Source organism: Pseudomonas sp. R3-41 (assembly GCF_054161485.1).
In genome coordinates this window covers 2,221,575-2,244,665 of the sequence record NZ_CP096421.1, presented here as the reverse complement: position 1 = coordinate 2,244,665, position 23,091 = coordinate 2,221,575, and the positions used below count along the sequence as shown (strand labels likewise).

At 63.2% G+C, this 23,091-nt stretch carries 20 protein-coding genes; 6 read left to right on the top strand and 14 right to left on the bottom strand.

Annotated features, from left to right (window positions below):
* Positions 1–264 precede the first annotated feature (264 nt).
* The 6 genes from M1D99_RS10050 to M1D99_RS10025 all read right to left on the bottom strand — a co-directional run bounded on the left by M1D99_RS10050 (position 265) and on the right by M1D99_RS10025 (position 6,352).
* The gene (locus tag M1D99_RS10050) at positions 265–1,944 is read right to left on the bottom strand and encodes a methyl-accepting chemotaxis protein (protein WP_186708719.1); all 1,680 of its coding nucleotides are present in this window, start codon (positions 1,942–1,944) and stop codon (positions 265–267) included.
* Positions 1,945–2,190: 246 nt separating this feature from the next.
* Positions 2,191–3,507, bottom strand: coding sequence for a Na+/H+ antiporter NhaC family protein (locus M1D99_RS10045; RefSeq protein ID WP_186708740.1), 1,317 nt, complete (start codon positions 3,505–3,507; stop codon positions 2,191–2,193).
* 247 nt (positions 3,508–3,754) lie between these two features.
* The gene (locus tag M1D99_RS10040; protein ID WP_186730956.1) at positions 3,755–5,068 is read right to left on the bottom strand and encodes an ATP-binding protein; all 1,314 of its coding nucleotides are present in this window, start codon (positions 5,066–5,068) and stop codon (positions 3,755–3,757) included.
* Positions 5,065–5,733 carry a response regulator transcription factor gene (locus M1D99_RS10035; protein WP_053123507.1) on the bottom strand — a complete coding sequence of 223 codons (669 nt, stop codon included), beginning with the start codon at positions 5,731–5,733 and terminating at the stop codon, positions 5,065–5,067. Before M1D99_RS10035 ends, M1D99_RS10040 begins: the two co-directional genes overlap by 4 nt.
* On the bottom strand, positions 5,733–6,044 hold the full coding sequence (locus tag M1D99_RS10030; protein ID WP_434574953.1) for a PepSY domain-containing protein: 312 nt from the start codon (positions 6,042–6,044) through the stop codon (positions 5,733–5,735). The genes M1D99_RS10035 and M1D99_RS10030 overlap by 1 nt, the downstream gene beginning before the upstream one ends.
* The gene (locus M1D99_RS10025) at positions 6,044–6,352 is read right to left on the bottom strand and encodes a PepSY domain-containing protein (protein ID WP_186708716.1); all 309 of its coding nucleotides are present in this window, start codon (positions 6,350–6,352) and stop codon (positions 6,044–6,046) included. Before M1D99_RS10025 ends, M1D99_RS10030 begins: the two co-directional genes overlap by 1 nt.
* Before the next feature lie 228 nt (positions 6,353–6,580).
* On the opposite strand from M1D99_RS10025, the gene M1D99_RS10020 reads away from it, so the two are divergent.
* The 5 genes from M1D99_RS10020 (at position 6,581) to codA (ending at position 11,979) form a co-directional block, all read left to right on the top strand.
* Positions 6,581–7,660, top strand: a complete 1,080-nt coding sequence (locus tag M1D99_RS10020; protein ID WP_186708715.1) for a patatin-like phospholipase family protein — start codon at positions 6,581–6,583, stop codon at positions 7,658–7,660.
* An 82-nt stretch (positions 7,661–7,742) separates the two neighbouring features.
* The gene (gene queD / locus M1D99_RS10015) at positions 7,743–8,099 is read left to right on the top strand and encodes a 6-carboxytetrahydropterin synthase QueD (RefSeq protein ID WP_003203918.1); all 357 of its coding nucleotides are present in this window, start codon (positions 7,743–7,745) and stop codon (positions 8,097–8,099) included.
* Between the two features lie 238 nt (positions 8,100–8,337).
* Positions 8,338–9,168, top strand: coding sequence for an alpha/beta fold hydrolase (locus M1D99_RS10010; RefSeq protein ID WP_458131724.1), 831 nt, complete (start codon positions 8,338–8,340; stop codon positions 9,166–9,168).
* Positions 9,169–9,447: 279 nt separating this feature from the next.
* A complete protein-coding gene (gene codB, locus M1D99_RS10005) occupies positions 9,448–10,719 on the top strand; it encodes a cytosine permease (RefSeq protein ID WP_458131723.1) in 1,272 nt (423 codons plus the stop codon).
* Positions 10,720–10,731: 12 nt separating this feature from the next.
* Positions 10,732–11,979 (top strand): cytosine deaminase, encoded by a 1,248-nt coding sequence (gene codA / locus M1D99_RS10000; RefSeq protein WP_458131722.1) that lies wholly within the window; start codon positions 10,732–10,734, stop codon positions 11,977–11,979.
* Positions 11,980–12,187: 208 nt separating this feature from the next.
* Here the strand turns inward: codA and M1D99_RS09995 are convergent, their stop codons facing one another.
* Entirely contained in the window at positions 12,188–13,180 is a 993-nt protein-coding gene (locus M1D99_RS09995) for a diaminopimelate epimerase (RefSeq protein WP_434574947.1), read from the bottom strand.
* Between the two features lie 189 nt (positions 13,181–13,369).
* Between M1D99_RS09995 and M1D99_RS09990 the strand changes: the two genes are divergently transcribed.
* On the top strand, positions 13,370–14,521 hold the full coding sequence (locus M1D99_RS09990; RefSeq protein ID WP_458131721.1) for an MFS transporter: 1,152 nt from the start codon (positions 13,370–13,372) through the stop codon (positions 14,519–14,521).
* Positions 14,522–14,729: 208 nt separating this feature from the next.
* Here M1D99_RS09990 and M1D99_RS09985 read toward each other — a convergent pair whose 3' ends face one another.
* From M1D99_RS09985 to M1D99_RS09955, 7 genes are all read right to left on the bottom strand, one after another.
* On the bottom strand, positions 14,730–17,168 hold the full coding sequence (locus tag M1D99_RS09985) for a TonB-dependent siderophore receptor (protein WP_458131720.1): 2,439 nt from the start codon (positions 17,166–17,168) through the stop codon (positions 14,730–14,732).
* A 97-nt stretch (positions 17,169–17,265) separates the two neighbouring features.
* Entirely contained in the window at positions 17,266–18,249 is a 984-nt protein-coding gene (locus M1D99_RS09980) for a FecR family protein (protein WP_186708705.1), read from the bottom strand.
* A gap of 37 nt (positions 18,250–18,286) precedes the next feature.
* On the bottom strand, positions 18,287–18,787 hold the full coding sequence (locus M1D99_RS09975; protein ID WP_186708703.1) for a sigma-70 family RNA polymerase sigma factor: 501 nt from the start codon (positions 18,785–18,787) through the stop codon (positions 18,287–18,289).
* Positions 18,788–18,991: 204 nt separating this feature from the next.
* Positions 18,992–20,167, bottom strand: a complete 1,176-nt coding sequence (locus tag M1D99_RS09970; protein WP_434574943.1) for a baeRF3 domain-containing protein — start codon at positions 20,165–20,167, stop codon at positions 18,992–18,994.
* A 10-nt stretch (positions 20,168–20,177) separates the two neighbouring features.
* A complete protein-coding gene (locus tag M1D99_RS09965) occupies positions 20,178–20,600 on the bottom strand; it encodes an HPF/RaiA family ribosome-associated protein (RefSeq protein WP_186730762.1) in 423 nt (140 codons plus the stop codon).
* 245 nt (positions 20,601–20,845) lie between these two features.
* The gene (locus M1D99_RS09960; RefSeq protein WP_053123536.1) at positions 20,846–21,286 is read right to left on the bottom strand and encodes a carboxymuconolactone decarboxylase family protein; all 441 of its coding nucleotides are present in this window, start codon (positions 21,284–21,286) and stop codon (positions 20,846–20,848) included.
* A gap of 290 nt (positions 21,287–21,576) precedes the next feature.
* Entirely contained in the window at positions 21,577–23,019 is a 1,443-nt protein-coding gene (locus tag M1D99_RS09955; protein WP_186708697.1) for a mechanosensitive ion channel family protein, read from the bottom strand.
* Between the last annotated feature and the right edge of the window lie 72 nt (positions 23,020–23,091).

The following is a 23,091-nucleotide window of genomic DNA, read 5'->3' as shown; positions in this document are numbered from 1 at the left end:
GCCACCGAACAAATGTGGGAGCGGGCTTGCTCGCGAAGGCGGTGTGTCAGAAGTGAATACATTGGCTGACACACTGTATTCGCGAGCAAGCCCACAGGGGATTTGTGATGGACACAAGATTCTGCATGCCACAAATCTTTAGCTCCCGGCAGAAACTGCCGAAGGCTGCGATCCTCCGCTTCCGATAGGGCCTGGTAGCCCAGGCGAAAACATCTGGATCGAGAGCGAAAGATCGCAGCCTTCGGCAGCTCCTGCTGCTCCGGGTCAGATGCGGAACTGCCCCACCAGTTGACCCAGGCGCTGGCCCAGGTCGGCCAGGCTGCGGGACGTCTGGGCGCCGAGTTGGGTTTCGTCGGCGACGCTGTCCACGGCCACGGCGATCTGATGCACGCTGCGGTTGATTTCTTCGGCCACGGCAGTCTGTTCTTCGGCGGCGCTGGCGATCTGGGCGTTCATCGAGTTGATGGTGCCGATCAGCTGCGCCATGGTGTCCAGGGACGCGCCCGCCTCGTTGGCCCGTTCCGAGGTGCCATCGCCGGCCTCGCTGGAACGACGCATCGCTTCCACTGCCGCGTGGGTGCCCGATTGCAGCCGGTCGATCATGCCCTGGATTTCCTGGGTACTTTGCTGGGTCCGGCTGGCCAGGGCCCGCACTTCATCGGCCACCACCGCGAACCCACGCCCCGCCTCGCCGGCACGCGCGGCCTCGATGGCGGCGTTGAGGGCCAGCAGGTTGGTCTGCTCGGCGATCGAACGAATCACCCCGAGCACACTGACAATCGAGGCCACGTCTTGCTGCAGGCTGTCCAAGGACACGCCGCTGCTGCGGATATCGTTCACCAGCGCATGAATCTGTTGGATGCTGCCTGCCACCACGCGCTTGGCCGATTGGCCTTCTTCGTCGGTCTGCTGGGCCGCGACGGCAGCGCCCTGGGCACTGCGAGCGACTTCCTGGGCCGCCGAGGACATCTCGTTGATCGCCGTGGCGACCTGATCGGTTTCGTGGCGTTGACGCTCCATCGCCTGTTCGGAGCGCTGGGCCTGCTCGGAGACTTGGGTCACCAGGCCGGTCAGTTGCGAGGTCATGTCGGTGATCTGCCGCACCAGGCCGTGGATCTTGTCGACGAAGCGGTTGAACGAACCGGCCAGTTGGCCCAGTTCATCCTGGCTGGTAATCGCCAGGCGCCGGGTCAGGTCACCCTCGCCCGCCGCGATGTCATCGAGGTTGTCTTTCATCAGGTGCAGGGGGCGCAGGATCGTGTTGGCGAGCACCAGGCCCACCACCGCAATCACCAGCAACACCACGGCGGCGATCCCGACGATGCTCAGTACCACGCCTTGCAGGCGATCGTGGACCTTGGCTTCCACCAGCGCCACCTGGGCTTCGATGCCGTCCAGGTTGACTGAACTACCGACCGCCAAGTCCCACTTGGGCAGGTATTCGGTGTAGCCGAGCTTGGGCACCAGGTCCTTGCTGCCGGGCAGCGGCGAGCTGTATTCCAGGTAATGCGTGCCGTCCTTGGCGACTTTCACCAGGTCGCGGTTGACGTAGACACCGTTCGGATCGCGGTTGTCCTTGAAGCTCTTGCCCACGCCATCGGGGCTGTTGGCCTTGAACAGACGAATGGTCTCGGAGTCGTAACCGAAGAAATAGCCGTCCTTGCCGTAGCTGATGTTCGACAGCAGCTTGATGGCCTGGGCGCGCGCCTCGTTATCACCCGGCGCGGCGGCATCGTAGAGCGGCTTGATCGCGGTCAGGCCCACCGCCACGTAGTTCTGCAGCGTGGCCTTGGCCTCGCTGAGCAGGCGCTCGCGGGTTTGCTGGACTTCTTTACTCGCTTGTTCCTTCAAGATGAAAGCCGTGGTCAGGCTGATGATCACGGCGGACAGCAATACCGGCAGTATCGCAAGGGACAGGACTTTAGCCTTCAGGCTCAGGCGCATGCTGTTCACTCTTGTTGGTGTTATTGGCGTGGTTAGCTGTATTAACGGCAGCGCACGGCAAAACTGTAGGACAAGGTGAACAGTCAGTTGGCAGAGTCGCTGGATTCAAGGGCCTCTTCGCGAGCAAGCCCGCTCCCACAAGGGATTGCTGGTGTGCACACATTCCGTGTTCACAGCAGATCCAGTGTGGGAGCGGGCTTGCTCGCGAAGGTTGCGACTCAGTCCTAGAGTCTTGTTGAATCAGCCTTACAACACCATCGCCGCCACCCAACCAAACGCCAGCAGTGGCAGGTTGTAGTGGATGAAGGTCGGGACCACGGTGTCCCAGATGTGATGATGCTGGCCGTCGATGTTCAGGCCGGAGGTCGGGCCCAGGGTCGAGTCCGAGGCAGGCGAGCCGGCATCGCCCAGGGCGCCGGCGGTGCCGACGATGCAGACGATTGCCAGCGGGCTGAAGCCCAGCTGCAGGCACAGCGGCACGAAAATCGTCGCCAGGATCGGCACCGTGGAAAACGACGAGCCGATGCCCATGGTCACCAGCAGGCCCACCAGCAACATCATCAGCGCGCCGATGCCCTTGTTGTGGCCGATCCAGGCCGCCGAAGCTTCCACCAGGCTTTGGACTTCACCGGTGGCCTTCATCACCTCGGCGAACCCTGAGGCGGCGATCATGATGAAGCCGATCATCGCCATCATCTTCATGCCTTCGGTGAACAGGTCGTCCGTCTCACGCCAGCGCACCACCCCCGACAGCGAGAAAATCAGGAACCCGGCCAGGGCGCCGATGATCATCGAGTCCACCAGCAGCTGGATCGCGAATGCCGCCGCCACCGCAACCCCGGCCACGATCAGGCTCAGCGGGTTGTAGCGCACGGCCACTTGCTCGGCCTTGGCGATCTTCTTCAGGTCATAGACGCGTTTCTTGCGGTACGTGATGAACGACAGCGCCAGGCCAAACACCATGCCCAGCGCCGGGATGCCCATGGCGTGGGTGATATTGATGCCACTGATGTCGACGCCGCTGCGGGCGACATTGGCCAGCAGGATTTCATTGAGGAAGATGTTGCCGAAGCCCACCGGCAGGAACATATAGGGGGTGATCAGACCGAAGGTCATGACGCAGGCGATCAAGCGACGGTCCAGCTGCAGCTTGGTCAGCACGTAGAGCAGCGGCGGCACCAGCAGCGGGATGAAAGCGATGTGGATCGGCAGGATGTTCTGGGAAGCGACCGCGACCGTGCCCAGCAGACCGATCAGCACCCATTTGACGCCCGAGCCACCGGCGACGTCCTGGCGATCCACCAGGGCCAGGGCTTTGTCCGCCAGGGCGTGGGCCATGCCGGACTTGGCAATCGCCACGGCGAAGGCGCCGAGCAAGGCATAGGACAATGCCACCGTCGCACCGCCACCCAGACCGGCATTGAACGCCTTGAGCGTCGCCTCGATCCCCAGGCCGCCCGTCAGGCCGCCCACCAACGCGCCGATAATCAGCGCGATCACCACGTGCACACGAGACAAGCTGAGCACGAGCATGACGCCAACCGCGGCAATTACTGCATTTATCATCGTTACCTCAACGCACAGCGATGGAAAGCCACCGGACAAAAAGGTCGCGACTTTGCAGCAAGCGGCGGCAAGCTGCAAGGGCCGTGGGGCGGGTTTTCAAGCCTCGCAATGTTTGCAGCCACCACTCCCCCTGTGGGAGCGGGCTTGCTCGCGAATGCGATGTGTCAGCTAAAAACTCATGACTGACACTCCGCTTTCGCGAGCAAGCCCGCTCCCACAGGAGGGCGGTGCCATGAAGTAGTTGTCAGCGCCTGGGCAACTCGATCACAACCTTCAACCCACCCCACTCGCTGTCATCCAACGCCAACAGCCCGCCCCAGGTGTCGACGATGTCCCGCACGATGCCCAGGCCCAGGCCGTGGCCATCGGTCTGTTCGTCCAATCGCGTGCCGCGGCTGAACACCTGCTCGCGGCGGTCCGCGGGAATGCCCGGGCCATCGTCCTCCACCGCCAGGCTGAACCCTTCGGCGGTTTCGGTCAGGGTCAGGCGCACCTCGGCATCGGCCCATTTGCAGGCGTTGTCCAGCAGGTTGCCCAGCAGTTCCAGCAAGTCTTCACGGTCCCAGGGCAGGTGCAGGCCCGGTGGGGCGACGTAGCTCAGGTGCAGGTGCTCGCCATGGATCATGTTCAGCGTGGCCAGCAGCCCTGGCAGTTCGGCGTCGCAGTCCAGGTGCGCGCCGGGCAAGGCATCGCCGGACAGCCGGGCACGGTTGAGTTCGCGGTTGAGGCGCTGGCGGACCTGCTCCAATTGGTCGAGCAACAGTTTGCGCAGCTCGGGATAGGGGTCGAGCTTCTCGTTCGATGCCAGGCTTTGCAGCACCGCCAATGGGGTTTTCAAGGCATGGCCGAGGTTGCCCAGGGCGTTGCGCGAACGCTTGAGGCTGTCTTCGGTGTGGGCCAGCAGATGGTTGATTTGCGCGACCAACGGTTCAAGCTCCCGTGGCACCTGTTCGTCCAGTTGCGTGCGCTGCCCGCGCTGCAACTGGGCAATCTGCTCCCGGGCCCGGTCCAGCGGACGCAAGGCCCGGCGCACGGTGAGGCGTTGCAGCAACAGGATCAGCAACAGCCCCGCCAACCCGAGCCCGAGGCCAACCTGTTGCATCCGGCGAAAGCTGTCACGCACCGGCGTATAGTCCTGGGCCACGCTGATGGAAATCGCCTGGCCCAGCCGCCGATAGTCGGTACGCAGCACCAGCAGCTTCTGGCCCTCCGGGCCCAGTTGCAGATTGCTGTGCAAGCCTGGGTGGTCGAGCCGGGGCAACTCCTGGTCCCACAGCGAGCGGGAACGCCAATGCACATCGGCAAAATCGATGCGGAAATAATGCCCGGAGAACGGTCGCTGATAGGCCGGCGACAGGCGCCGTTCATCCAGTTGCAAGCCCAGCGGGCCGCGCACCAGGGCCACCAGCAGGTTTTCACTGTCGTTGCGCAGGCCGGCTTCCAGGTAACGCTGCAAGCCCAGCTCGAACAGCCACAGGCTGGTTTGCGCCAGGATCAGGCCGACCACCAGCATTACACCGATCAGGCCCAGGCTCAGGCGCCGCTGGATGGATCTCACTGCGCCTGCCCGCCGAACAGGTAACCCTGGCCGCGACGGGTTTCGATCACGCTGCGTCCCAGCTTGCGCCGCAGGTGATTGACATGAACTTCCAGTACGTTGGAATCGCGCTCGGTCTCACCGTCGTACAGGTGTTCGGCGAGATGGCTTTTGGAAAGGATCTGTTCGGGATGCAGCATGAAATAGCGCAACAGGCGAAACTCGGCCGCCGTGAGCTGGATGTCGGTGCCGTCGCGGACCACGCACTGGCGACTCTCATCCAGGTGCAACCCGGCGGCCTTTAGCGTCGGCTGGTTGACCTGCCCATGGGAGCGGCGCAGCAGTGCCTGGATCCGCAAGTGCAGTTCTTCAGGATGAAACGGCTTGGTCAGGTAGTCATCGGCGCCGGCCTTGAGCCCCTCGATGCGCTCGGCCCAGGACCCTCGGGCGGTGAGGATCAACACCGGCGTCGCCAGGCCACCAGCACGCCACTGGGCCAACACGTCGAGCCCCGGCACACCTGGCAGGCCGAGGTCGAGGATGATCAAGTCGTAGGGCTCGCTGCTGCCTTGGTACACCGCGTCGCGCCCGTCGGCGAGCCAATCGACGGCGTACCCTTGCCGTGCAAGCCCGGCCATCAATTCGTCCGCCAGGGGCACGTGATCTTCCACCAGAAGCAGGCGCATCAGTCTTCCTTATCTTTGAGTAAACGGCCGGTCGTGGCCTCCAGGTCCAGTTCGCGCACGACGCCGTCGGTGTCCAGCAGCTCGACTTCGTAAATATAGACGCCGTGTTTCTCCTCCAACTCGGCTTCCAGCAGTTTGGCGCCCGGGTGGCGGTCCAGCGCCTGTTGCAACAGATGCTCCAGCGGCAGGATAACGCCCTGCTGGCGCAGTTGCAGGGCCTCGTCCTGGTCCAGGTCACGGGCCATGGCCAGCGAACAAAACGCCAGCAACGCCAGCGCCCATCGGCTGCGGGCGCATAAATTAAGCTTCATTACAGATCCTGATGATTCTTGAGTACCTTGCCATTGGTGGCGTCCAATTCCAGATCCCACTCGATGCCCTTCGTATCGCGCAGGTCCACCTGGTAAATGTACTTGCCGTACGCTTCCTCCAACTCGGTCTCGGTCAAGGTGGCGCCAGGGTGCTTGGCCAGGGCGGCGGCATCGAGCTTTTCGACGGACAGGATGGTACCAGCGTCTTGCAGCTTACGGGCTTCGTCCACGCCCAGGTCTCGTGCGTGAGCCAGGCTCGTACCGAGGGCCATGAGGGTCGCGATGAAAAAGGCAGTCAGGCGGTTCATGGGTTGTCTCCTTTTTATAATCTTTGCCCGGGGACTGTATCGGGGTGAACTTAACTGAAACTGAATGGCCATCATGCGTGAAAAATCCTCTGTGGGAGCGAGCCTGCTCGCGATAGCGGTCTCTCTGCCTGGCATCGATGTAGCTGAACCGACGTTATCGCGAGCAGGCTCGCTCCCACATTGACTTGTGTCGTTATAATCAGCCGCCTACCCGTATTCGAGCCCGGTATGACCGCTATCCACATCAAGTTTCCCGCCCTCACCCTCAAGGCCGGCCCCCGTGCGTTCGGACGGATTCGCCAGGCCGGCTTGAACGCCGTCGACGTCGGCATCCTGCCGGGCGCCGCCGGTGGCCCCAAGGCCCTGGGCATCCAGGGGCTCGATCTTGCGCTGTTCGGCGAATGGCTACCCGCCGCGCCCCGGGAGCGCTCGCTGATCGGGGCCTCGGTGGGGGCGTGGCGCTTCGCCAGCGCCTGCCTGCCGGATGCCGCCGAAGGGATCCGACGCCTGGGCACTTTGTACAACGAACAAAGCTTCGCCAAAGGCGTGACCATGGCCGGGGTCAGCCAGAGTTCGCAGCGCATGCTCGATGACTTGCTCGACGGCCGCGACACTTCGATCCTCGACAACCCGCGATACCGGCTCAACATCATGGTCGTCAAGAGCCATGGTCTGCTCGCCCAGGATCATCGCGGCCGGCTGGGCCTGGGATTGTCGTCGGTGATCGCCGACAACCTGCGGGGCCGTGGGCGGTTGTCGCGGCATTTCGAACGGTTGATCATCCATGACCCGCGCCTGGCCCCACCCCTGCATCCGCTGAATGACTTTCCGTCGCGCTTCGTGCCCCTGGCGGCCGGCAACCTGCGCCAGGCCCTGCTGGCTTCGGGCTCGATCCCGATGGTCATGGAAGGCGTGCGCGACCTGCCGGGTGCCGGTGCCGGCACCTTTCGCGACGGCGGTTTGCTGGACTATCACCTGGACTTGCCGTACAGCGGCGAGGATATCGTACTGTACCCGCACTTCACCGACCGGGTCATTCCCGGCTGGTTCGACAAGGGCCTGCCGTGGCGCCGGGGCAACGTCGAACGCCTGCAAGACGTGTTGCTGCTGGCACCGTCCCGGGAATACCTGGCGCGCCTGCCCTACGGCAAGCTGCCGGACCGCAACGATTTCAAGCGTTTCATGGGCGATGACTCGAGCCGCCGCAAGTATTGGCGCACGGCGATGGATGAGAGCCGGCGGCTCGGTGATGAGTTTCTGGAGCTGACGGCCAACGGTGGCTTGGGCGAGCGTTTGCTGACCCTTTAGTCAGCACGGTCGCGCAACGCCGTGATCAAACTGATAAACTCCGCCGCCTGCCTCGCGACCGATATCTAAAGAGCCCGAACCTGTGGAAATCTTCAAAGAGTTTACCTTCGAATCCGCCCACCGCCTGCCCCACGTGCCGGACGGCCACAAGTGCGGCCGCCTTCACGGTCACTCGTTCAAGGTGGCGATCCACCTGAGCGGCGATATCGATCCGCACACCGGCTGGATTCGTGACTTCTCGGAGATCAAGGCGATCTTCAAACCGCTCTACGAACGCCTGGACCACAACTACCTCAACGACATCCCTGGCCTGGAAAACCCCACCAGTGAAGTCTTGGCCAAGTGGATCTGGAATGAGTTGAAGCCGTTGCTGCCGGAACTCAGCGCCATCCGCATCCACGAGACCTGCACCAGCGGTTGCATTTACCACGGCGAATAAGACAGGTGCTGCTTCCTGGCCTGGGAGCCTTCTGTGGCGAGGGAGCTTGCTCCCGCTGGGCTGCGAAGCAGCCCCATCCAAAAGGCCACTCAATCCGCCTGAAACACCGCGCCGCCAGGTTTCAGGGCCGCTTCGCGCCCCAGCGGGAGCAAGCTCCCTCGCCACAAAGGTGTCTCCCCTGCTGAATCGCATTGGCCTATGCTTGGTCCCCTGAGCCATTTTCAGGGGAGTATCAAGCATGACCCACTGGCCGCTGGATCAAACTTACGACTTCAAGGGACACCCCATCCGCTATGCCATCCACGGCGATGGCCCGCCGCTGGTGTTCGTCCACGGCACGCCCTTCTCTTCCTACGTGTGGCACCGCATCGCCCCGCTGTTCTTCGCCACCCACCGGGTGCATTACTTCGACCTGCTGGGGTATGGCCAGTCCGCCCAGCCCGATGCCGACGTGTCCCTCGGTGTGCAAAACCATCTGCTTGCGCAATTGCTGGAGCACTGGGGCCTGGATTGCCCGGACGTGGTGGCCCATGACTTCGGCGGCGCCACGGTCCTGCGTACGCATTTGCTCAACGGCAAGGACTATCGCAGCCTGACCCTGATCGATCCTGTGGCGCTATCGCCCTGGGGTTCGCCCTTCGTGCAGCATGTCCGTCAGCACGAAGCGGCCTTCAGCGGCCTGCCCGACTACATCCAACGGGCCATCGTGCCGACCTATATTCGCGGCGCGATCAAACGGGACATCCCGGACGCCGAACTGGCGCCCTACGTGCAACCATGGCTTGGCGAACCGGGCCAGGCGGCGCTCTACCGGCAGATCGCCCAGATGGACGAGCGCTATACCCGCGAGGTCGAAGGCCTGTACCCGACCGTGCGCTGCCCGACCCAGATCCTCTGGGGCGAGGAGGACCAGTGGATCCCCATCGAGCGCGGCCGGGCCCTGCACCAACTGATTCCAGGGGCGCAACTGCACCCGGTGCCGAATGCCGGGCATCTGGTCCAGGAAGATGCGCCGGAAGCGGTGGTTGCGGCGGTGTTGCGGTTTCTGGCGTTGCGTTCCCCGACCTGAAGAACACTGCATTCCCCCTGTGGGAGCGGGCTTGCTCGCGAAGGCGGTGTATCAGTTATGAATACATCGGCTGACACACCGCCTTCGCGAGCAAGCCCGCTCCCACAAGGGAGAGATCGTAGACTGAGAGAACTGTGTTCCAACTTGAATCACCACCGCACCGCTTTCGCCCCCTTCGCCCACCCAATCCCCAGGATTGTCTATACATAACCTCACGCTCACCCGTTTGGCACGGCCGCTGCACGCTTGCGACATCCCCTCATCCGCAAGGACCGCCACATGACTCAGAACGATCCGGGCAATGACTATCCCCTGAGCGAAGTGCCGCTGTACGCGCGCAAGGGCCTGGCCTCCACGGCCATGGTGCTGCTGGGTTTCACCTTTTTCACCGCCACGATGTTTGCCGGTGGCAAGCTCGGCGTGGCGTTCAGTTTTGCCGAGATGCTCACGGTCATCGTCATCGGTAATCTGCTGCTGGGCCTCTATGCCGCCGGCCTGGGTTACATCGCCTTCAAGAGCGGGCTCAATTCGGTATTGATGGGCCGTTTCTGTTTCGGCGAGGTGGGCAGCAAGCTCAGTGACTTGATCCTGGGGTTCACCCAGATCGGCTGGTACGCCTGGGGCACGGCGACAGCCGCGGTGGTGCTGGGCAAGTATTTCGAATTGGGCCAGGGCACGGTGCTGTGGCTGATGGTGCTGTTCGGCCTGGGGTTCTGTGCCACGGCCTATGTCGGTTATCGTGGCCTGGAAATTCTCTCGTACCTCGCCGTGCCGGCCATGATGTTGCTGCTGATGCTGTCGATGTGGGTCGCCACGGTGAAGGTCGGTGGCTTCGAGGGCTTGTTGGCGGTGGTGCCCACCGGCAGCCTCGATTGGTCCACGGCCATCACCCTGGTGTTCGGCACCTTCGTCAGCGGCGCGACCCAGGCCACCAACTGGACGCGGTTCTCCCGCTCGGCGAAGGTCGCGGTGCTGGCGAGCCTGATCGGTTTTTTCCTGGGCAACGGTTTGATGGTGCTGATCGGCGCCTACGGGGCCATCGTCTATCAACAACCGGACGTGGTCGAAGTGTTGCTGCTGCAGGGCTTCGCCACGGCGGCGATGGCGATGCTGCTGCTCAACATCTGGAGCACCCAGGACAACACCATCTACAACTTCGCCGTGGCGGGCTGCAACCTGCTGCGCACCCGCCGGCGCAGAGCCGTGACCCTCGGCGGCGCGGTGATCGGCACGTTGCTGGCGCTGCTGGGCATGTATGACCTGCTGGTGCCATACCTGATTCTGCTGGGCACCGTGATACCGCCCATTGGCGGGGTGATCATGGCCGATTTCTTCTTCCGCTGGCGTGGCCGTTATCCGCGCCTGGCCGAAGCCCGGTTGCCGGCGTTCAACTGGCCGGGGCTGGCGGCCTATGGGCTCGGCACGCTCGCCGCGTTCAATTCGCCGTGGGTCGCGCCACTGGTAGGAATCGCCACCGGCGCGCTAACGTATGTGCTATTGATCGGCGTAATGGGTACCCGCACCGCTGACGCGCCCCTACAAGACCTATAAAGGATTCGCCCGATGCACATCATCAACGCCCGCCTGCGCAACCGCGAAGGCTTGCATGAACTGCACCTGGAAAACGGCCTGATCGCCAGCATCGCCCGCCAGACCGAGGCCCCCAGCCTCGGCCCGGAAGACCTCGATGCCGGCGGCAACCTGGTGGTCCCGCCCTTCGTCGAACCGCACATCCACCTGGACGCCACCCTCACTGCCGGCGAGCCGCGCTGGAACATGAGCGGCACGTTGTTCGAAGGCATCGAGTGCTGGGGCGAACGCAAGGCCACCATCACCCAGGAAGACACCAGCACCCGCGCCAAGAAAACCATCCAGGCCCTCGCCGCCCATGGCATCCAGCATGTGCGCACCCACGTCGACGTGACCGACCCCGAACTCACCGCCCTCAAGGCAATGCTGGAGGTGCGCGAGCAAAGCCGTCACTTGATCGACATGCAGATCGTCGCGTTCCCCCAGGAAGGCATCGAGTCCTACCGCAACGGCCGCGAGCTGATGGAAGAAGCGATCCGCATGGGTGCCGACGTGGTGGGCGGCATTCCCCACTTCGAATACACCCGCGACCAAGGCGTCAGCTCGGTGAAGTTCCTGATGGACCTGGCCGAACGTACCGGGTGCCTGGTGGATGTACATTGCGACGAAACCGACGACCCGCATTCGCGCTTTCTCGAAGTGCTCGCCGAAGAAGCCCGCAGCCGCGACATGGGCGCCCGCGTCACCGCCAGCCATACCACGGCGATGGGCTCCTACGACAACGCCTATTGCGCCAAGCTGTTCCGCCTGCTCGGGCACTCGGGCATCAATTTTGTCTCTTGCCCGACCGAAAGCATCCACCTGCAAGGCCGCTTCGACACCTTTCCCAAACGCCGCGGCGTCACCCGGGTCAATGAGCTGCTCGAAGCCGGGATGAATGTGTGTTTCGGCCAGGACTCCATCGTCGACCCGTGGTACCCATTGGGCAACGGCAACATCCTGCGGGTGCTGGAAGCGGGGCTGCATATCTGCCACATGCTCGGCTATCGCAACCTGCAAAGCGCCCTCGACCTGGTCACCGACAACAGCGCCAAGGCCATGAACCTGGGCGAGCGCTACGGACTGGAACCGGGCCGCCCGGCGAACTTGCTGATCCTTTCAGCGGACAGCGATTACGAAGTGATTCGCAGCCAAGGGTTGCCGCTCTACTCGATTCGCAATGGCGAAGTGCTGATGAAGCGGCAGATGCCGGTGGTGGAGTTTGCCCAGCAGCCAGGCTGACTCCCCAATACCTTGTGGGAGCGAGCCTGCTCGCGATGGCGGTGGGTCAGTTGCATCAAGGTTGGATGTGCCGCCGTCTTCGCGAGCAAGCCCGCTCCCACAAGGGATCTTCGGTGATCACAAATGTTGTGTCCGACACCGGTCCACTGTGGGAGCGGGCTTGCTCGCGAAGACGGCCTCGGCCACACCGCAAAACTTCCAGAAGCGCTTATGGCACAAGCCGCGCCGCCCCAAACAACCTGACCCGCACCAGCTCCCCCGCCTCTTCCTCCAACAAGATTGGCGCAGTACCGCCGGGCATCACCACCCTCACCGCCCCCGCCTTCACCCAACCCACCCGCCAGGCGGCACTGGCCACGGCGCTGGCGCTGGTGCCCGAGGACGCGGTAGGGCCTTCGCCCCGCTCAAACACCCGGGCGGCGATTTGCCCTTCGGCTTCGAGCCGGGCCCATTGCAGATTCACCCCCCTGGTGCATGGAACACCAGCCCCACCGGGCACCGCATAAGCGATGCGGGTCAAGCCCCGTGACAGCGCCGCAGCACGCATCTGCGCATTGCTTGGCAACGCCTCGCCCCCCTCCACCAACGTCACGCAATGCGGATTGCCCATGTTCACGAACTGACTGTTGCCCCACGCCGGGTCCAACCGTTCAAGCGCCGCCACACGGCTGACATCACGCTGGTTGAACATCACCCGCTCGACCTCTTGGGCGCCAACGGCCTGGGGCCCGAACAGCGGTTTGCCCAGGTCCAGCCAGAAACCTTGCACCCCTTCGAATCCAGCGGCGCGAACCGAGGTTTGCAGCGGTGACACGCCGTCGGGTTTATCGTGATGAACCTGCAGCACGCAATCACCAGGCGCCGCCATCAAGCCTTGTTCTTGCAGGGCCTGGGAGAAAATCGTCAAGCCATTGCCACTGCGCTCGGCCAATGTCCCGTCGGTATTGACGATCAACAGATCAAAGGGTGGCTCATTCTGGAATGGGCCAATCAGCAAACCATCACTGCGATGGGCCTTGGCATCCGGCGGCGCTTCGCCCGGCGCCCAGGCGCAGAAGGCGTGCACGACCGCCGTTGCCCAGGATTCGCGAGCCTGTGCGGCCTGGGCGGCTGACTGGGGCAGAGCAATGCCGTGATCACGCACCTGCTGCGGTGAAACGACCCCATAAATATTGCCGCGTGCGTCATAAAACTGCGTCATGGACCAGACCCAATATCAACCAGCAAGGGCCGCTACTTTATGTCGGCAAAGGCCGGGGGAGCAAAGTTGGCTGGGCAACCCGGCCATTCCCGTCGGCACCTTGGGGTCGCGGTGCGGTCAGTGGATATGCAAGCATAGGCCCCCTGCCTGCATCACCGCACCGCACCGCACGAAAGCCAAGGACGTTTCATGACTGCCATCACGCCCCCGCCTACCTTTGTCCCCGGACGCCTGGAACAAATGTCCACCCGCATCGCCTATCTCATCGCCGGCATCGGCATCGCCGCCTGGGCGCCGCTGGTGCCTTACGCCAAGGTGCGGGCGAACCTGGATGAAGGCACCCTCGGCTTGCTGCTGCTATGCCTTGGGGTCGGGTCGATCCTGGCGATGCCGATTTCCGGCGCGCTGGCGACGCGGTTCGGCTGCCGTCGGGTGCTCAGCGGCGGCACGATCCTGATCTGCCTGGCGTTGCCGTTGCTGGCGACGATGACCTTCCTGCCCTGGCTGGTGGCTGCGCTGTTCCTGTTTGGCGCCGGGCTCGGCACCGTGGACTCGACCGTGAACCTGCAAGCGGTGATCGTCGAGCGGGCCAGCGGCAAGACCATGATGTCGGGTTTCCACGGCATGTTCAGCCTTGGCGGGATCATTGGCGCAGCCGGAGTGAGCGCCCTGCTCGGCCTGGGACTTTCGCCGCTGGGGGCGACGTTGGTGGTCAATGGGGTGCTGTTGGTGGCGTTGTTCAAGGCGGCGCCGCACCTGTTGCCGTATGGCAGTGAAAGCTCGGGACCGGCGTTTGCCATTCCCCATGGCGTGGTGCTGTTTATCGGCATCCTGTGTTTCATCGTGTTCCTGGCTGAAGGCGCGGTGCTGGACTGGAGCGCGGTGTTCCTGACCACCGAGCGCGCGGTGGATACCGCCTATGCCGGGTTGGGTTATGCCGCGTTCGCGCTGACCATGACCGTAGGCCGCCTGACCGGCGACGCGGTGGTGCATCGCCTGGGCGCCAGACGCGTGATCATCTACGGCGGGTCGATCGCTGCGGCGGGGTTCCTGCTGGCGACCCTCGCACCGATGTGGCAAGCAGCGTTGCTGGGGTATGCGTTGGTGGGCGCCGGCTGTTCAAACATCGTGCCGGTGTTGTACACCGCTGTCGGCAAACAGACCCTGATGCCGGAAGCGATCGCCGTGCCGGCCATCACCACCATCGGCTACGCCGGCATCCTCGCCGGCCCGGCGCTGATCGGTTTCGTTGCCCATGGCAGCAGCTTGAGCATTGCCTTCGGGCTGATTGCGCTATCGCTGGTGGCGGTGGCGGCCAGTGGGAAAGTGTTGAAGGTCTGAGGCCTGGCACCGCTTGTTGAGGCCTCATCCCATTCCCTGTGGCGAGGGAGCTTGCTCCCGCTCGGCTGCGAAGCAGTCGTAAACCTGTGGATGCGGTGTTCAGTAGGTTTTGGGGCCGCTTCGCGGCCCAGCGGGAGCAAGCTCCCTCGCCACAGGAGGGTATTGAGCTGCAAAAGCTGTTTTCAGCCCCTGGAATCTGGGTTCCAGATCAGAACCCCACACTCGCCTGCACAAAGAACGTGCGCGGTGCGCCGACGTAAATGCCCGAGTTGTTGTCGCTGGAGCGGGTGTAGTACTGGTGGTCGAACAGGTTTTTCACCCCGGCGCCGACTTTCAGGTTCGACAGTTGCTCGCCGAAATCATAGCCGGCGCGCACGTTCCAGAGCACATAACCCGGCATGTCGCCGTATTGCCCATCGGCGGTGCCATCGGTGATGTAGTCGCCGCTGAAGCTGCCATCGGCGTTCACGCTGTTGCCCGGTGAGCGTTGCTTGGACTGGGCGAAGGCGTCGAGGTTGTAGGTCCAGCGGTTGACCTCGTACCGCAGGCCCATGTTGGCCACCTGGCGGGAATAGAACGGCAGGTCACGGCCCTTGAAGCTGGGGATCTCACCTTCATACGTCGCCCGGGTGTAGGTGAAACCGGCGGTGGCGGTGAGGCCTTCGAGGCGAGGGTCGAGCGCGGCCATGTCGTAGTGCACGGAAGCTTCCAGGCCTTGGTGCTTGGTGGCGCCCATGTTGGTCCAGCCCACGTCGTTGCTGATGTACTGCAGCTCGTCGTCGAAGTCGATGTAGAACAGCGTCACTTCCCCGCCCCACACGTCATCGTTGTAACGCGTACCGATCTCGTAGGTCTTGGCCTTTTCCGGGCTCAAGCCGTTGGCGGTGTTGTTGCCGTCGCCCCCCTGGCCGAGCTGGAAATATTGCAGGCTGCCGAACGAGGTTTCGTAGTTGGCGAACAGCTTCCAGGCGTCCGACAGGTGATACATCACGCTCAGGGCCGGCAGCGGCTCGTTGCTGTCGATGCTGCGGCGTTTTTCCTCCACGGGACGGCCGGCGGTGTCGAGCACCGGACGGTCGTGCCATTCGGTGCTGATGCTTTCGAAGCGGATGCCCGGGGTGATGGTCCATTTGCCGACATCGATCTTGTCATCGATATACACCGCGTGGGCTTCAGTGCCGCCGGTACGGTCCTGGTAGACGTGGCCGTCGGAACCCGGGCCCACCACTGGCTTGTTATCCACCAACGCCAGGCGGCTAGCCTCTTCGTGCATGCCTTCCTTCAAGTAGCGATAACCGACGCTGGCTTCCTGGGTGGTGGGCCCCAGGTCAAACACGTGGGAGACCCGAGGCTCGATGCCGAAGGTGTAATAGGTGCGCGGGTAGGACACCAGGTTGCGCTGGTCCCGGGAGGCAATGGTGCTGCCACGGTAGCTGTCGGAGTAATAGGTCAGCACCTCGGCCTGGGTGCGCTCGTTGATCTCGCGGATCCATTTGAACGACACGTCCTTGCGCCGGCCGCTGAAGTTGTCCCAGTCGCGGTCGGACTGGTACGGGTCCGCATCGTATTGGGCCTGTTTCAGACCGCCGGGCATGTCGGCCTTGGCGTCGTAATAGTGGAAATTCAGCGAGAAGTCGTCGACGTCGGTCGGTGCCCAATGGGTCTTGAGGATCACGTCGTCGATGTCGTTGCCGTTGTTGCTCTGGCGATAGCCGTTGCCGTTGACGCCCGAATACAACAGCGCCACGCCCAGGCCGTTGTCGGCAGTGCCACCGAGGAAAGCCGTGTCGATGTGTTTCCAACCACCGCGCTGGGAGGTTTCCAGGGTGGTGCCGATTTCACCGGTGGCTTTTTCCGGAATGGCACGGGTCACGAAGTTGATCACCCCGCCAACGTTCTGCGGCCCGTAGCGCACGGAACCGGCGCCGCGCACCACGTCGATGCTGTCCAGGTTGCCCGAGGAAATCGGCGCCATGGACAGTTGCGGCTGGCCGTAGGGCGCGAATGCCGCCGGTACGCCGTCGATCAACACCGTGGAGCGTGGTGACAAGCGCGAGGTCAGGCCGCGCACGCCGACGTTCAGGGAAATATCGCTGCCGCCGGTGCCGTTGGCGTCCTGGACCTGCACACCCGGTACGCGGCGCAGCACATCGCCGACATTCATGGCGCCCTGCTCCACCATCGCTTCGCGGCGGATCACCGTACGCGCACCGGCGTGGTTCTGCACCACCTCGGCATTGGCGTCGCCGAGCCAGTCACCGACCACCTGGATCTCAGTGGCACCCAGTTCCAGCGGGCCAGCGCTGGAGGCCGAGGGCGCCGGCAACACGGTCGCCGAACCATTATCGATCTGGTATTGCAGGCCGCTGCCCTGGAGCAATTGGCGCAAGGCCGCCTCCGGGGACAGGTTGCCGTCCACCGCCGGCGCTTGCTTGCCCGCCACCAGCTCGGGGCTGAAGAACACCTGCAACGCGGTTTGCTGGCCGAGCTGGCTCAAGGCTTGGCCCAACGGCTGCGCCTGGATGTGAATGGCGGTGGCGGCCTGGGCGGCGAACGCCTGGGGCACTGCGGCGCTGACCGCCAGGGTCAGGGCCAGCGGCAGCCAGCGTGCCGGGGTACGGTTGTGGTGTTTGGCGGTTTTTTTCACGTCGAACCTTGTCCTGTTGATCGCAAGAATACGCGTCTGTTAATGCAAACCAGTTGCAGTTGGACAAGAAGACGATGAACTCGGAAAAAACCTGAATTTATTTCGAAATTATTTCCTGGCTGCCGTCATCCAGCGTGCGCACGGCCACCGGCAGAATGTTCGGCAGCGCCTTGAGCAGTGCCTCGGGATCGTCGGCGCGGAACACGCTGGTCAGGCGCAGGTTGCCCACCGCCGCGCTGCCGACCCGCAGGGGCTGGGTGCGATAGCGGGAAACTTCTTCAACCACATCCTTGAGCGGCGCGTTGTCGAACACCAGTTTGCCGCTGCGCCAGGCGGTGAGCGCCTCGGCGTTGACCGCGTAAGGCGTGGCGACTTGGCCCTGGGCATCAATCTGGGTGCCCAGGCCCGCCGTCAGGCTGACGAACCGAGCCGGCGGCGCGGCGCGTCCCTGGACCTTGACGCTGCCCTGCGCCACCGCAATCCGAGTCCTGTCGGCGTCACGGCGCACATCGAAGCGCGTTCCGGTCACCGTCACCTGGCCGTTGCCCGTCTCGACGGTGAAGGGCCGGCCCGCATCATGCTCGACCGTGAACAAGGCCTCGCCTTCGGCCAGTTCCACCCGGCGTTGACGGTGTGCGAATTCAATCCGCACGCGGCTGCGGCTGTTGAGGTCGATCACCGAGCCGTCCGGCAGGGCAATATGCCGACGCTCGCCGAAGGCGGTGGCGTATTCGCCGCTGTAGTCGGTGGAAGAACTCAAGCCGCTGAACAGCCCCAACCCCAAGGCCACCGCGAACAATCCGGCGGCAACGGCGTAGCGCAACAGCGGCCGACGCTTGGGACGTTCGGCAGGTGGTTCGCACAAGGCTTGCAGGCGTTCCTTGGGCAGCAGGTCGGTGGCGCTCCAGATGCCCTGGAGCAACTGGATTTCGTCGCGGTGGTTGGGATGTTCGTCCAGCCAGGCGTTGAAAGCCTGGCGCTCCTCGATACTCATGGCGGGCGCTTGCAAACGCACGAACCAATGCGCCGCCGCGTCGCGAACCCTGTCCTGCCCGCACGGGCATTCACGGCTATCCATCATGGAAGGTCCTGTGGCTCAGGTGAAAGAGGGCGACGGATCATTGGCCTGGTCCGTCCAGGCGATCGCGCAGATGCCGCAGGGTGCGGATCATATACTTTTCCACCATGTTTTTTGACAGGCCCAGGCGCTCGGCGATTTCCGCCTGGGTCAGGCCTTCGATCTTCTGCCAGACGAACACCGTGCGGCAGTTGGCAGGCAGCTCGGCAAGCGCCCGCTCGATGGAGTCCGCCAGTTGGATCGCGTGCATGAAATGCTCCGGGTCGCCCGAAAACGACTGACCAGGGTCGATGACAGCCTCTTCCATGGCCCCCCGTCGATCTTCGCGCCGATAGCCATCCACTGCAATGTTGCGCGCCGTCTGATGCAAATAGGCCCGCGGCAGCTCGACCCCGCTCGAATCGGCCTCAAGCACCCGTACGAAGGTGTCGTGGGCCAGGTCCTCGGCCTGCTGGCGATTGCGCAGGCGACGGGTCCAGGTGCCGATCAACTCTTCGTAATGCTCGAAAAAGCCGGGTCTGCGGGGCAGCTTGGGGGTCATCACGGCGCGCTGTGGAAACGGGGCGTGAATAGTAATGCTTCCTATTAATAGGAAGCAAACGCCGTCCGACCGCCTGACATAAAAATAATGTGGGAGCGGGCTTGCTCGCGAAGGCGGCAGCACATTCGAGAATGATGTCGCCTGACACGCCGCTTTCGCGAGCAAGCCCGCTCCCACAGGGTTTAGCGCTAAACCACGATTGAACTAGAACCGGCACACCGCCGCCGCGCCCGTGCCGGTCGGCATCACATGCTCGGGTGGAATCACCACCACTTCGCCCCCCTGCCGGGTCACGGCCAGGATCAGTTCATCCAGTACATCCGGGGCCAGTTCATCGCCGCTCTCGTCAATCAGCAACCGTCCCTTGTCCAAGTCGAGCTGGCCAGGAACCTGGCGCTCGGCCTCCACCAGCAGCAGCGCGACGCGGCCTTCCCTGGCGGCCTTGGCGATGTCGGCCAGGTTATCCAGTGCCCGTCCCTGCCCCACCGCGATGCCGTAGCGATTCAAGCTGTCGACAACGTGATCGGCATAGCTGTGGGCCATGAGCTTCGAGCAGTGGACACGCAACGCCTCGACGCCAAGCCTGGACGGGTCAATCTCGATCCCCTGGGGCAGCAGTTGCGAGTTGTGGCTGACGGCACGGAACACGGCCTGGTTTTCCGGCAGGGCCACCAGGATCATGGGCAGCCCTGAAGGTTGTGAATGGTATTGCAGGATCGCTTTATCCACGACGCGGAAAAAGCGCTCGCGGTCGAGGTTGATTTCGTCCTGCTTACCGCCGCCGGCGGCCTCATGCATCATCGCATCGCCACGCTCGCCACTGCGGCTGAAACCGTTAGGAAAACCCTGTTGGTTGCCCGGGGTCAGCTCGTCGCCCAGGGCCTCGTTCTGGTTGCGCGGCACCTGCTCGGCCAGCTCGATTTTCTCTAGCTGCTCCGAGGAGCCTTCATACAGCCAGACTTCGTTGCGGGTCAGGCACAGCGCTTGATAACGGTCGGTGGATTGGACCAGCCGCAACAACGGCTTGAGATAAGGGTGACTGTTGGCAACGGCGCGTTGCGGCAAGCGTTGATTCACCGCAATGACTTTGAAGTAGTCGCGGGCGCCGAACACCGCAATGCCGTCCCGATTAGAGTTCCAGAAGTCCTGGTCGTCCACCAACGCGTGAAAAGACTGGAGCAACGGCGCACCGTCAAGGTCCGGGTGCTGTTGTTCCAGTTGCGCCTGCAGGTCGCGAACCAGGTTCTTGTAGCGGATCGGGTCCTGGCTGCGTTCAGGGAATGTACGGTGCGTGGGCATGTACAACGAAAGACTCGGCTGTTCGTCGAACGCCAGGAGTTCGGCCAATACCTGCCGGTTGAAAGGTTGATGAGCGGTCATGATCGCCTCCTTATTCTTTGCCACGCGCCTCTTGGTTTTCGAGGAAATCTTCCTCCAGCATCGCGTCCACCACCTCGGGTGGTGCTTCATCAGTGGGCGCAGTCACGCGTCCCATCGGTTCGATGGCGGGGTTGAGTTTGCCGATCTGATGATCGAGCGCGTGCAGCATTTTATCGGCGGCGCCCTCCACGGCCAGTTCGAGGCTTGCGGCCTTGTGGGAGACAGACATCGGCGAGAGCCCTTGCAGGCGTGCCTCGATCTGGCAGCGCTTGTCGGCAGCGCCGCCCTTTTGGGCATTCTCATCGCTGACATGAACTTCAACCCGGGCCAGTTGCCCCTCGAAACGCTGCAGCGTGTCCACCACCGTACCGCCCACCCACTCCTGCAGGCGGGCGCTGCCTTCGATATCGTTGCTATTGACTTGAACTTGCATGATCGACTCCTTTGCAAAAGACGGCTGACGCCGCCTGTTGTAGGTAGAAGAAGATCAAACGGGCGAAGTTCCCAGCGCGGGATGACTGGAGCCTGGGCGCCTAGGAAAGAGCCTATCGATGATCAATCTGTGGGAGCGAGCCTGCTCGCGATGGCGGTGTGTCAGTCAATGGTGCATGAACTGTCAGACCGCTATCGCGAGCAGGCTCGCTCCCACAGGGCTCACCCTTTCTGGATCGAGGCGTCTCAGGCCTCAGGCATCTTGCGAAAGCCCACCGCCAAGCGGTTCCAACCATTGATGGCGTTGATCGCTACGGTCAGGTCGACCATTTCCTTGGGGCTGAAATGTTCGCTCAGCAAGGCATAGTCGGCGTCCGGCGCGTGGGTGTCGCTCAGGCGCGTCAGGGCTTCGGTCCAGGCCAGCGCGGCGCGCTCGCGGCCGGTGAAGAATGGCGCTTCACGCCAGGCGGTCACGGCGTACAGGCGACGTTCGGTCTCGCCGTCCTTGCGGGCATCGGCGGTGTGCATGTCGATGCAGAAGGCGCAGCCGTTGATCTGTGAGGAACGCAGCTTGACCAGCTCCAGCAGGGACTTCTCCAGGCCCAGGTTCGAGGCGGCATTTTCCAGGGCCAGCATGGCTTTGAAAGCGTCGGGGGAAGCGGTGTAGAAATCGATGCGCGGTTGCATGGTGAACTCCAGGACAGCAATTGGGTGTAGCGCTACGTTAGCGGTGCAGGGGCGCGGTACAAATAGCCAATTGTTGGGAAGTTCGGGTGGCCAATGAAGGCCGAGGCTCAACCTGGAAATGGACGCAAGCCTTTGTGGCGAGGGAGCTTGCTCCCGCTCGGCTGCGAAGCAGTCGTAACCCAGCCGACACGGTCCGACAGGGAAACGGTGTCAGGTCATTTGGGGCGGCTGCGCCACCCAGCGGGAGCAAGCTCCCTCGCCACAGGGGGCCGTGAGCGTTCGAGAGTGCTTCAGGCCCGGCTACGCAACCATTGCAAAAAGCGCTTCTTGGCGATCGGCTTGGGGGCTTCGCGGGTCAGGTTCTGGGCCAGGTGCATGCGCACGTCCAGCAGGTTTTTCATCGCGTCGTTGATGTCGCGACGGGCTTCGAGGCACGGCTTGAGGTAGCTGTTCTCGATGCGGTAAAGAGTGCAGAAGGTCTTGGCGTTAAAATTAGCCAGCGCCGCCTGCTCGGCGACGATCCCGGCTTCGCCGATCACCTCCCCTGGCCCCATGCGCCCGCCCTCGAGTGGCTGGCCGTTGCGCATGAGGGTCACGCTGACCACCCCGGATTCAATGATGAACAGATGATCGCTGACCTCTCCCGCCGCCAGGATCACATCGCCGGCGCGGAAGCTTTGTAATGTCATGTTCTGGCTGAAAACATCTTTTTCGTCCGGGCGTAGCGTCGAAAAAATGCTCGAGCTTTCCAGCAGCGCCCGAGGGCGCGACACGCCGATGGAGGCCGTGCTTTCGCTGGTGGACAACAGACTCACGCCCGACGCTTGCAAATGCCGGAACGCCAGGTCGAATAGTTGATTGCGCACCTCCCGCTTCTGCCCCATCGACGCCACGAATCCGCTGATCTCGTATTCCGCCCCGCCGCTACCGGTGCTTTTGAGCGTGACACAGGGCGCCGGAGTGGCAAGCAGCGCACGACAACCGATCATTGCCCGCTCCAACGCGTCGATCACCTTTTGCGGACGCGCATGGGGGCTGACCTGGAGACTGATGGCCAAGCCATGCATGTCGCTGGGTCGGCTGAAGTTGACGATCTTGGCTTTCGCCGCCAGCGAGTTGGGGATCACCGCCATGCTGCCTTGGGAGGTTTGCAATCGCGTGGCACGCCAGTCGATGTCGGTGACCCGGCCTTCGGTGCCATCGATGGAAATCCAGTCATCGACCTGGTAGGGCTTAGTGGTATTGAGCACGATCCCGGAAAACACGTCGCTGAGTGTGCTCTGCAAGGCCAGGCCAACGATGATCGCCATTGCGCCGGACGTCGCCAGCACGCCCTTGACCGGCAGATCCAGCACATAGGCAAGTGCCGCGATGACGGCGATGAGGAAAATCACCGCGCCGAGCAAATCCTGCAACAAGCGCCCGGTGTGGCCGACCCGTTGCATCAACGCCGCCACGATCAGCACGGTCAGGGTTCGCGCGGCGAACAGCCACCAGGTGATCTGCAAACCGGTCGCCGCCAGGTGCCGAGGCACATCGTCGACCCACTGCGCCGGCACCATGGGGTTGAGGCCTTCGTTGAACAGCAGCACGCTGAACAGCGAAAAAATCACCAGCCTTGCGCCGACTTTCCAATAGATCCGATCCGCACTGACCAAGTGCCACATCAACAAGTCGAACACCAGCAGTGCCAGGGCACAGAGCAACGGGTGCTCGGAGATCAGAAACAGCATCGGAACAGCTCCAGGAGGGCGATTGGCGAAGATTGGCACAGATTGAAGACGCTGTAGAGATCCCCCACAAGA

Excerpts from the sequence above, each read along its gene's own strand:
- codB (WP_458131723.1), top strand. The coding sequence starts at position 9,448 with ATGACTCAGAACGATCCGGGCAATGACTATCCCCTGAGCGAAGTGCCG.
- M1D99_RS10035 (WP_053123507.1), bottom strand. The coding sequence starts at position 5,733 with ATGCGCCTGCTTCTGGTGGAAGATCACGTGCCCCTGGCGGACGAATTG.
- codA (WP_458131722.1), top strand. The coding sequence starts at position 10,732 with ATGCACATCATCAACGCCCGCCTGCGCAACCGCGAAGGCTTGCATGAA.
- M1D99_RS09995 (WP_434574947.1), bottom strand. The coding sequence starts at position 13,180 with ATGACGCAGTTTTATGACGCACGCGGCAATATTTATGGGGTCGTTTCA.
- M1D99_RS10030 (WP_434574953.1), bottom strand. The coding sequence starts at position 6,044 with ATGAAGCTTAATTTATGCGCCCGCAGCCGATGGGCGCTGGCGTTGCTG.
- M1D99_RS10010 (WP_458131724.1), top strand. The coding sequence starts at position 8,338 with ATGACCCACTGGCCGCTGGATCAAACTTACGACTTCAAGGGACACCCC.
- M1D99_RS09990 (WP_458131721.1), top strand. The coding sequence starts at position 13,370 with ATGACTGCCATCACGCCCCCGCCTACCTTTGTCCCCGGACGCCTGGAA.
- M1D99_RS09970 (WP_434574943.1), bottom strand. The coding sequence starts at position 20,167 with ATGACCGCTCATCAACCTTTCAACCGGCAGGTATTGGCCGAACTCCTG.
- M1D99_RS10050 (WP_186708719.1), bottom strand. The coding sequence starts at position 1,944 with ATGCGCCTGAGCCTGAAGGCTAAAGTCCTGTCCCTTGCGATACTGCCG.
- M1D99_RS09980 (WP_186708705.1), bottom strand. The coding sequence starts at position 18,249 with ATGATGGATAGCCGTGAATGCCCGTGCGGGCAGGACAGGGTTCGCGAC.
- M1D99_RS09975 (WP_186708703.1), bottom strand. The coding sequence starts at position 18,787 with ATGACCCCCAAGCTGCCCCGCAGACCCGGCTTTTTCGAGCATTACGAA.
- M1D99_RS09955 (WP_186708697.1), bottom strand. The coding sequence starts at position 23,019 with ATGCTGTTTCTGATCTCCGAGCACCCGTTGCTCTGTGCCCTGGCACTG.
- M1D99_RS10020 (WP_186708715.1), top strand. The coding sequence starts at position 6,581 with ATGACCGCTATCCACATCAAGTTTCCCGCCCTCACCCTCAAGGCCGGC.
- M1D99_RS09960 (WP_053123536.1), bottom strand. The coding sequence starts at position 21,286 with ATGCAACCGCGCATCGATTTCTACACCGCTTCCCCCGACGCTTTCAAA.
- M1D99_RS10025 (WP_186708716.1), bottom strand. The coding sequence starts at position 6,352 with ATGAACCGCCTGACTGCCTTTTTCATCGCGACCCTCATGGCCCTCGGT.
- M1D99_RS09965 (WP_186730762.1), bottom strand. The coding sequence starts at position 20,600 with ATGCAAGTTCAAGTCAATAGCAACGATATCGAAGGCAGCGCCCGCCTG.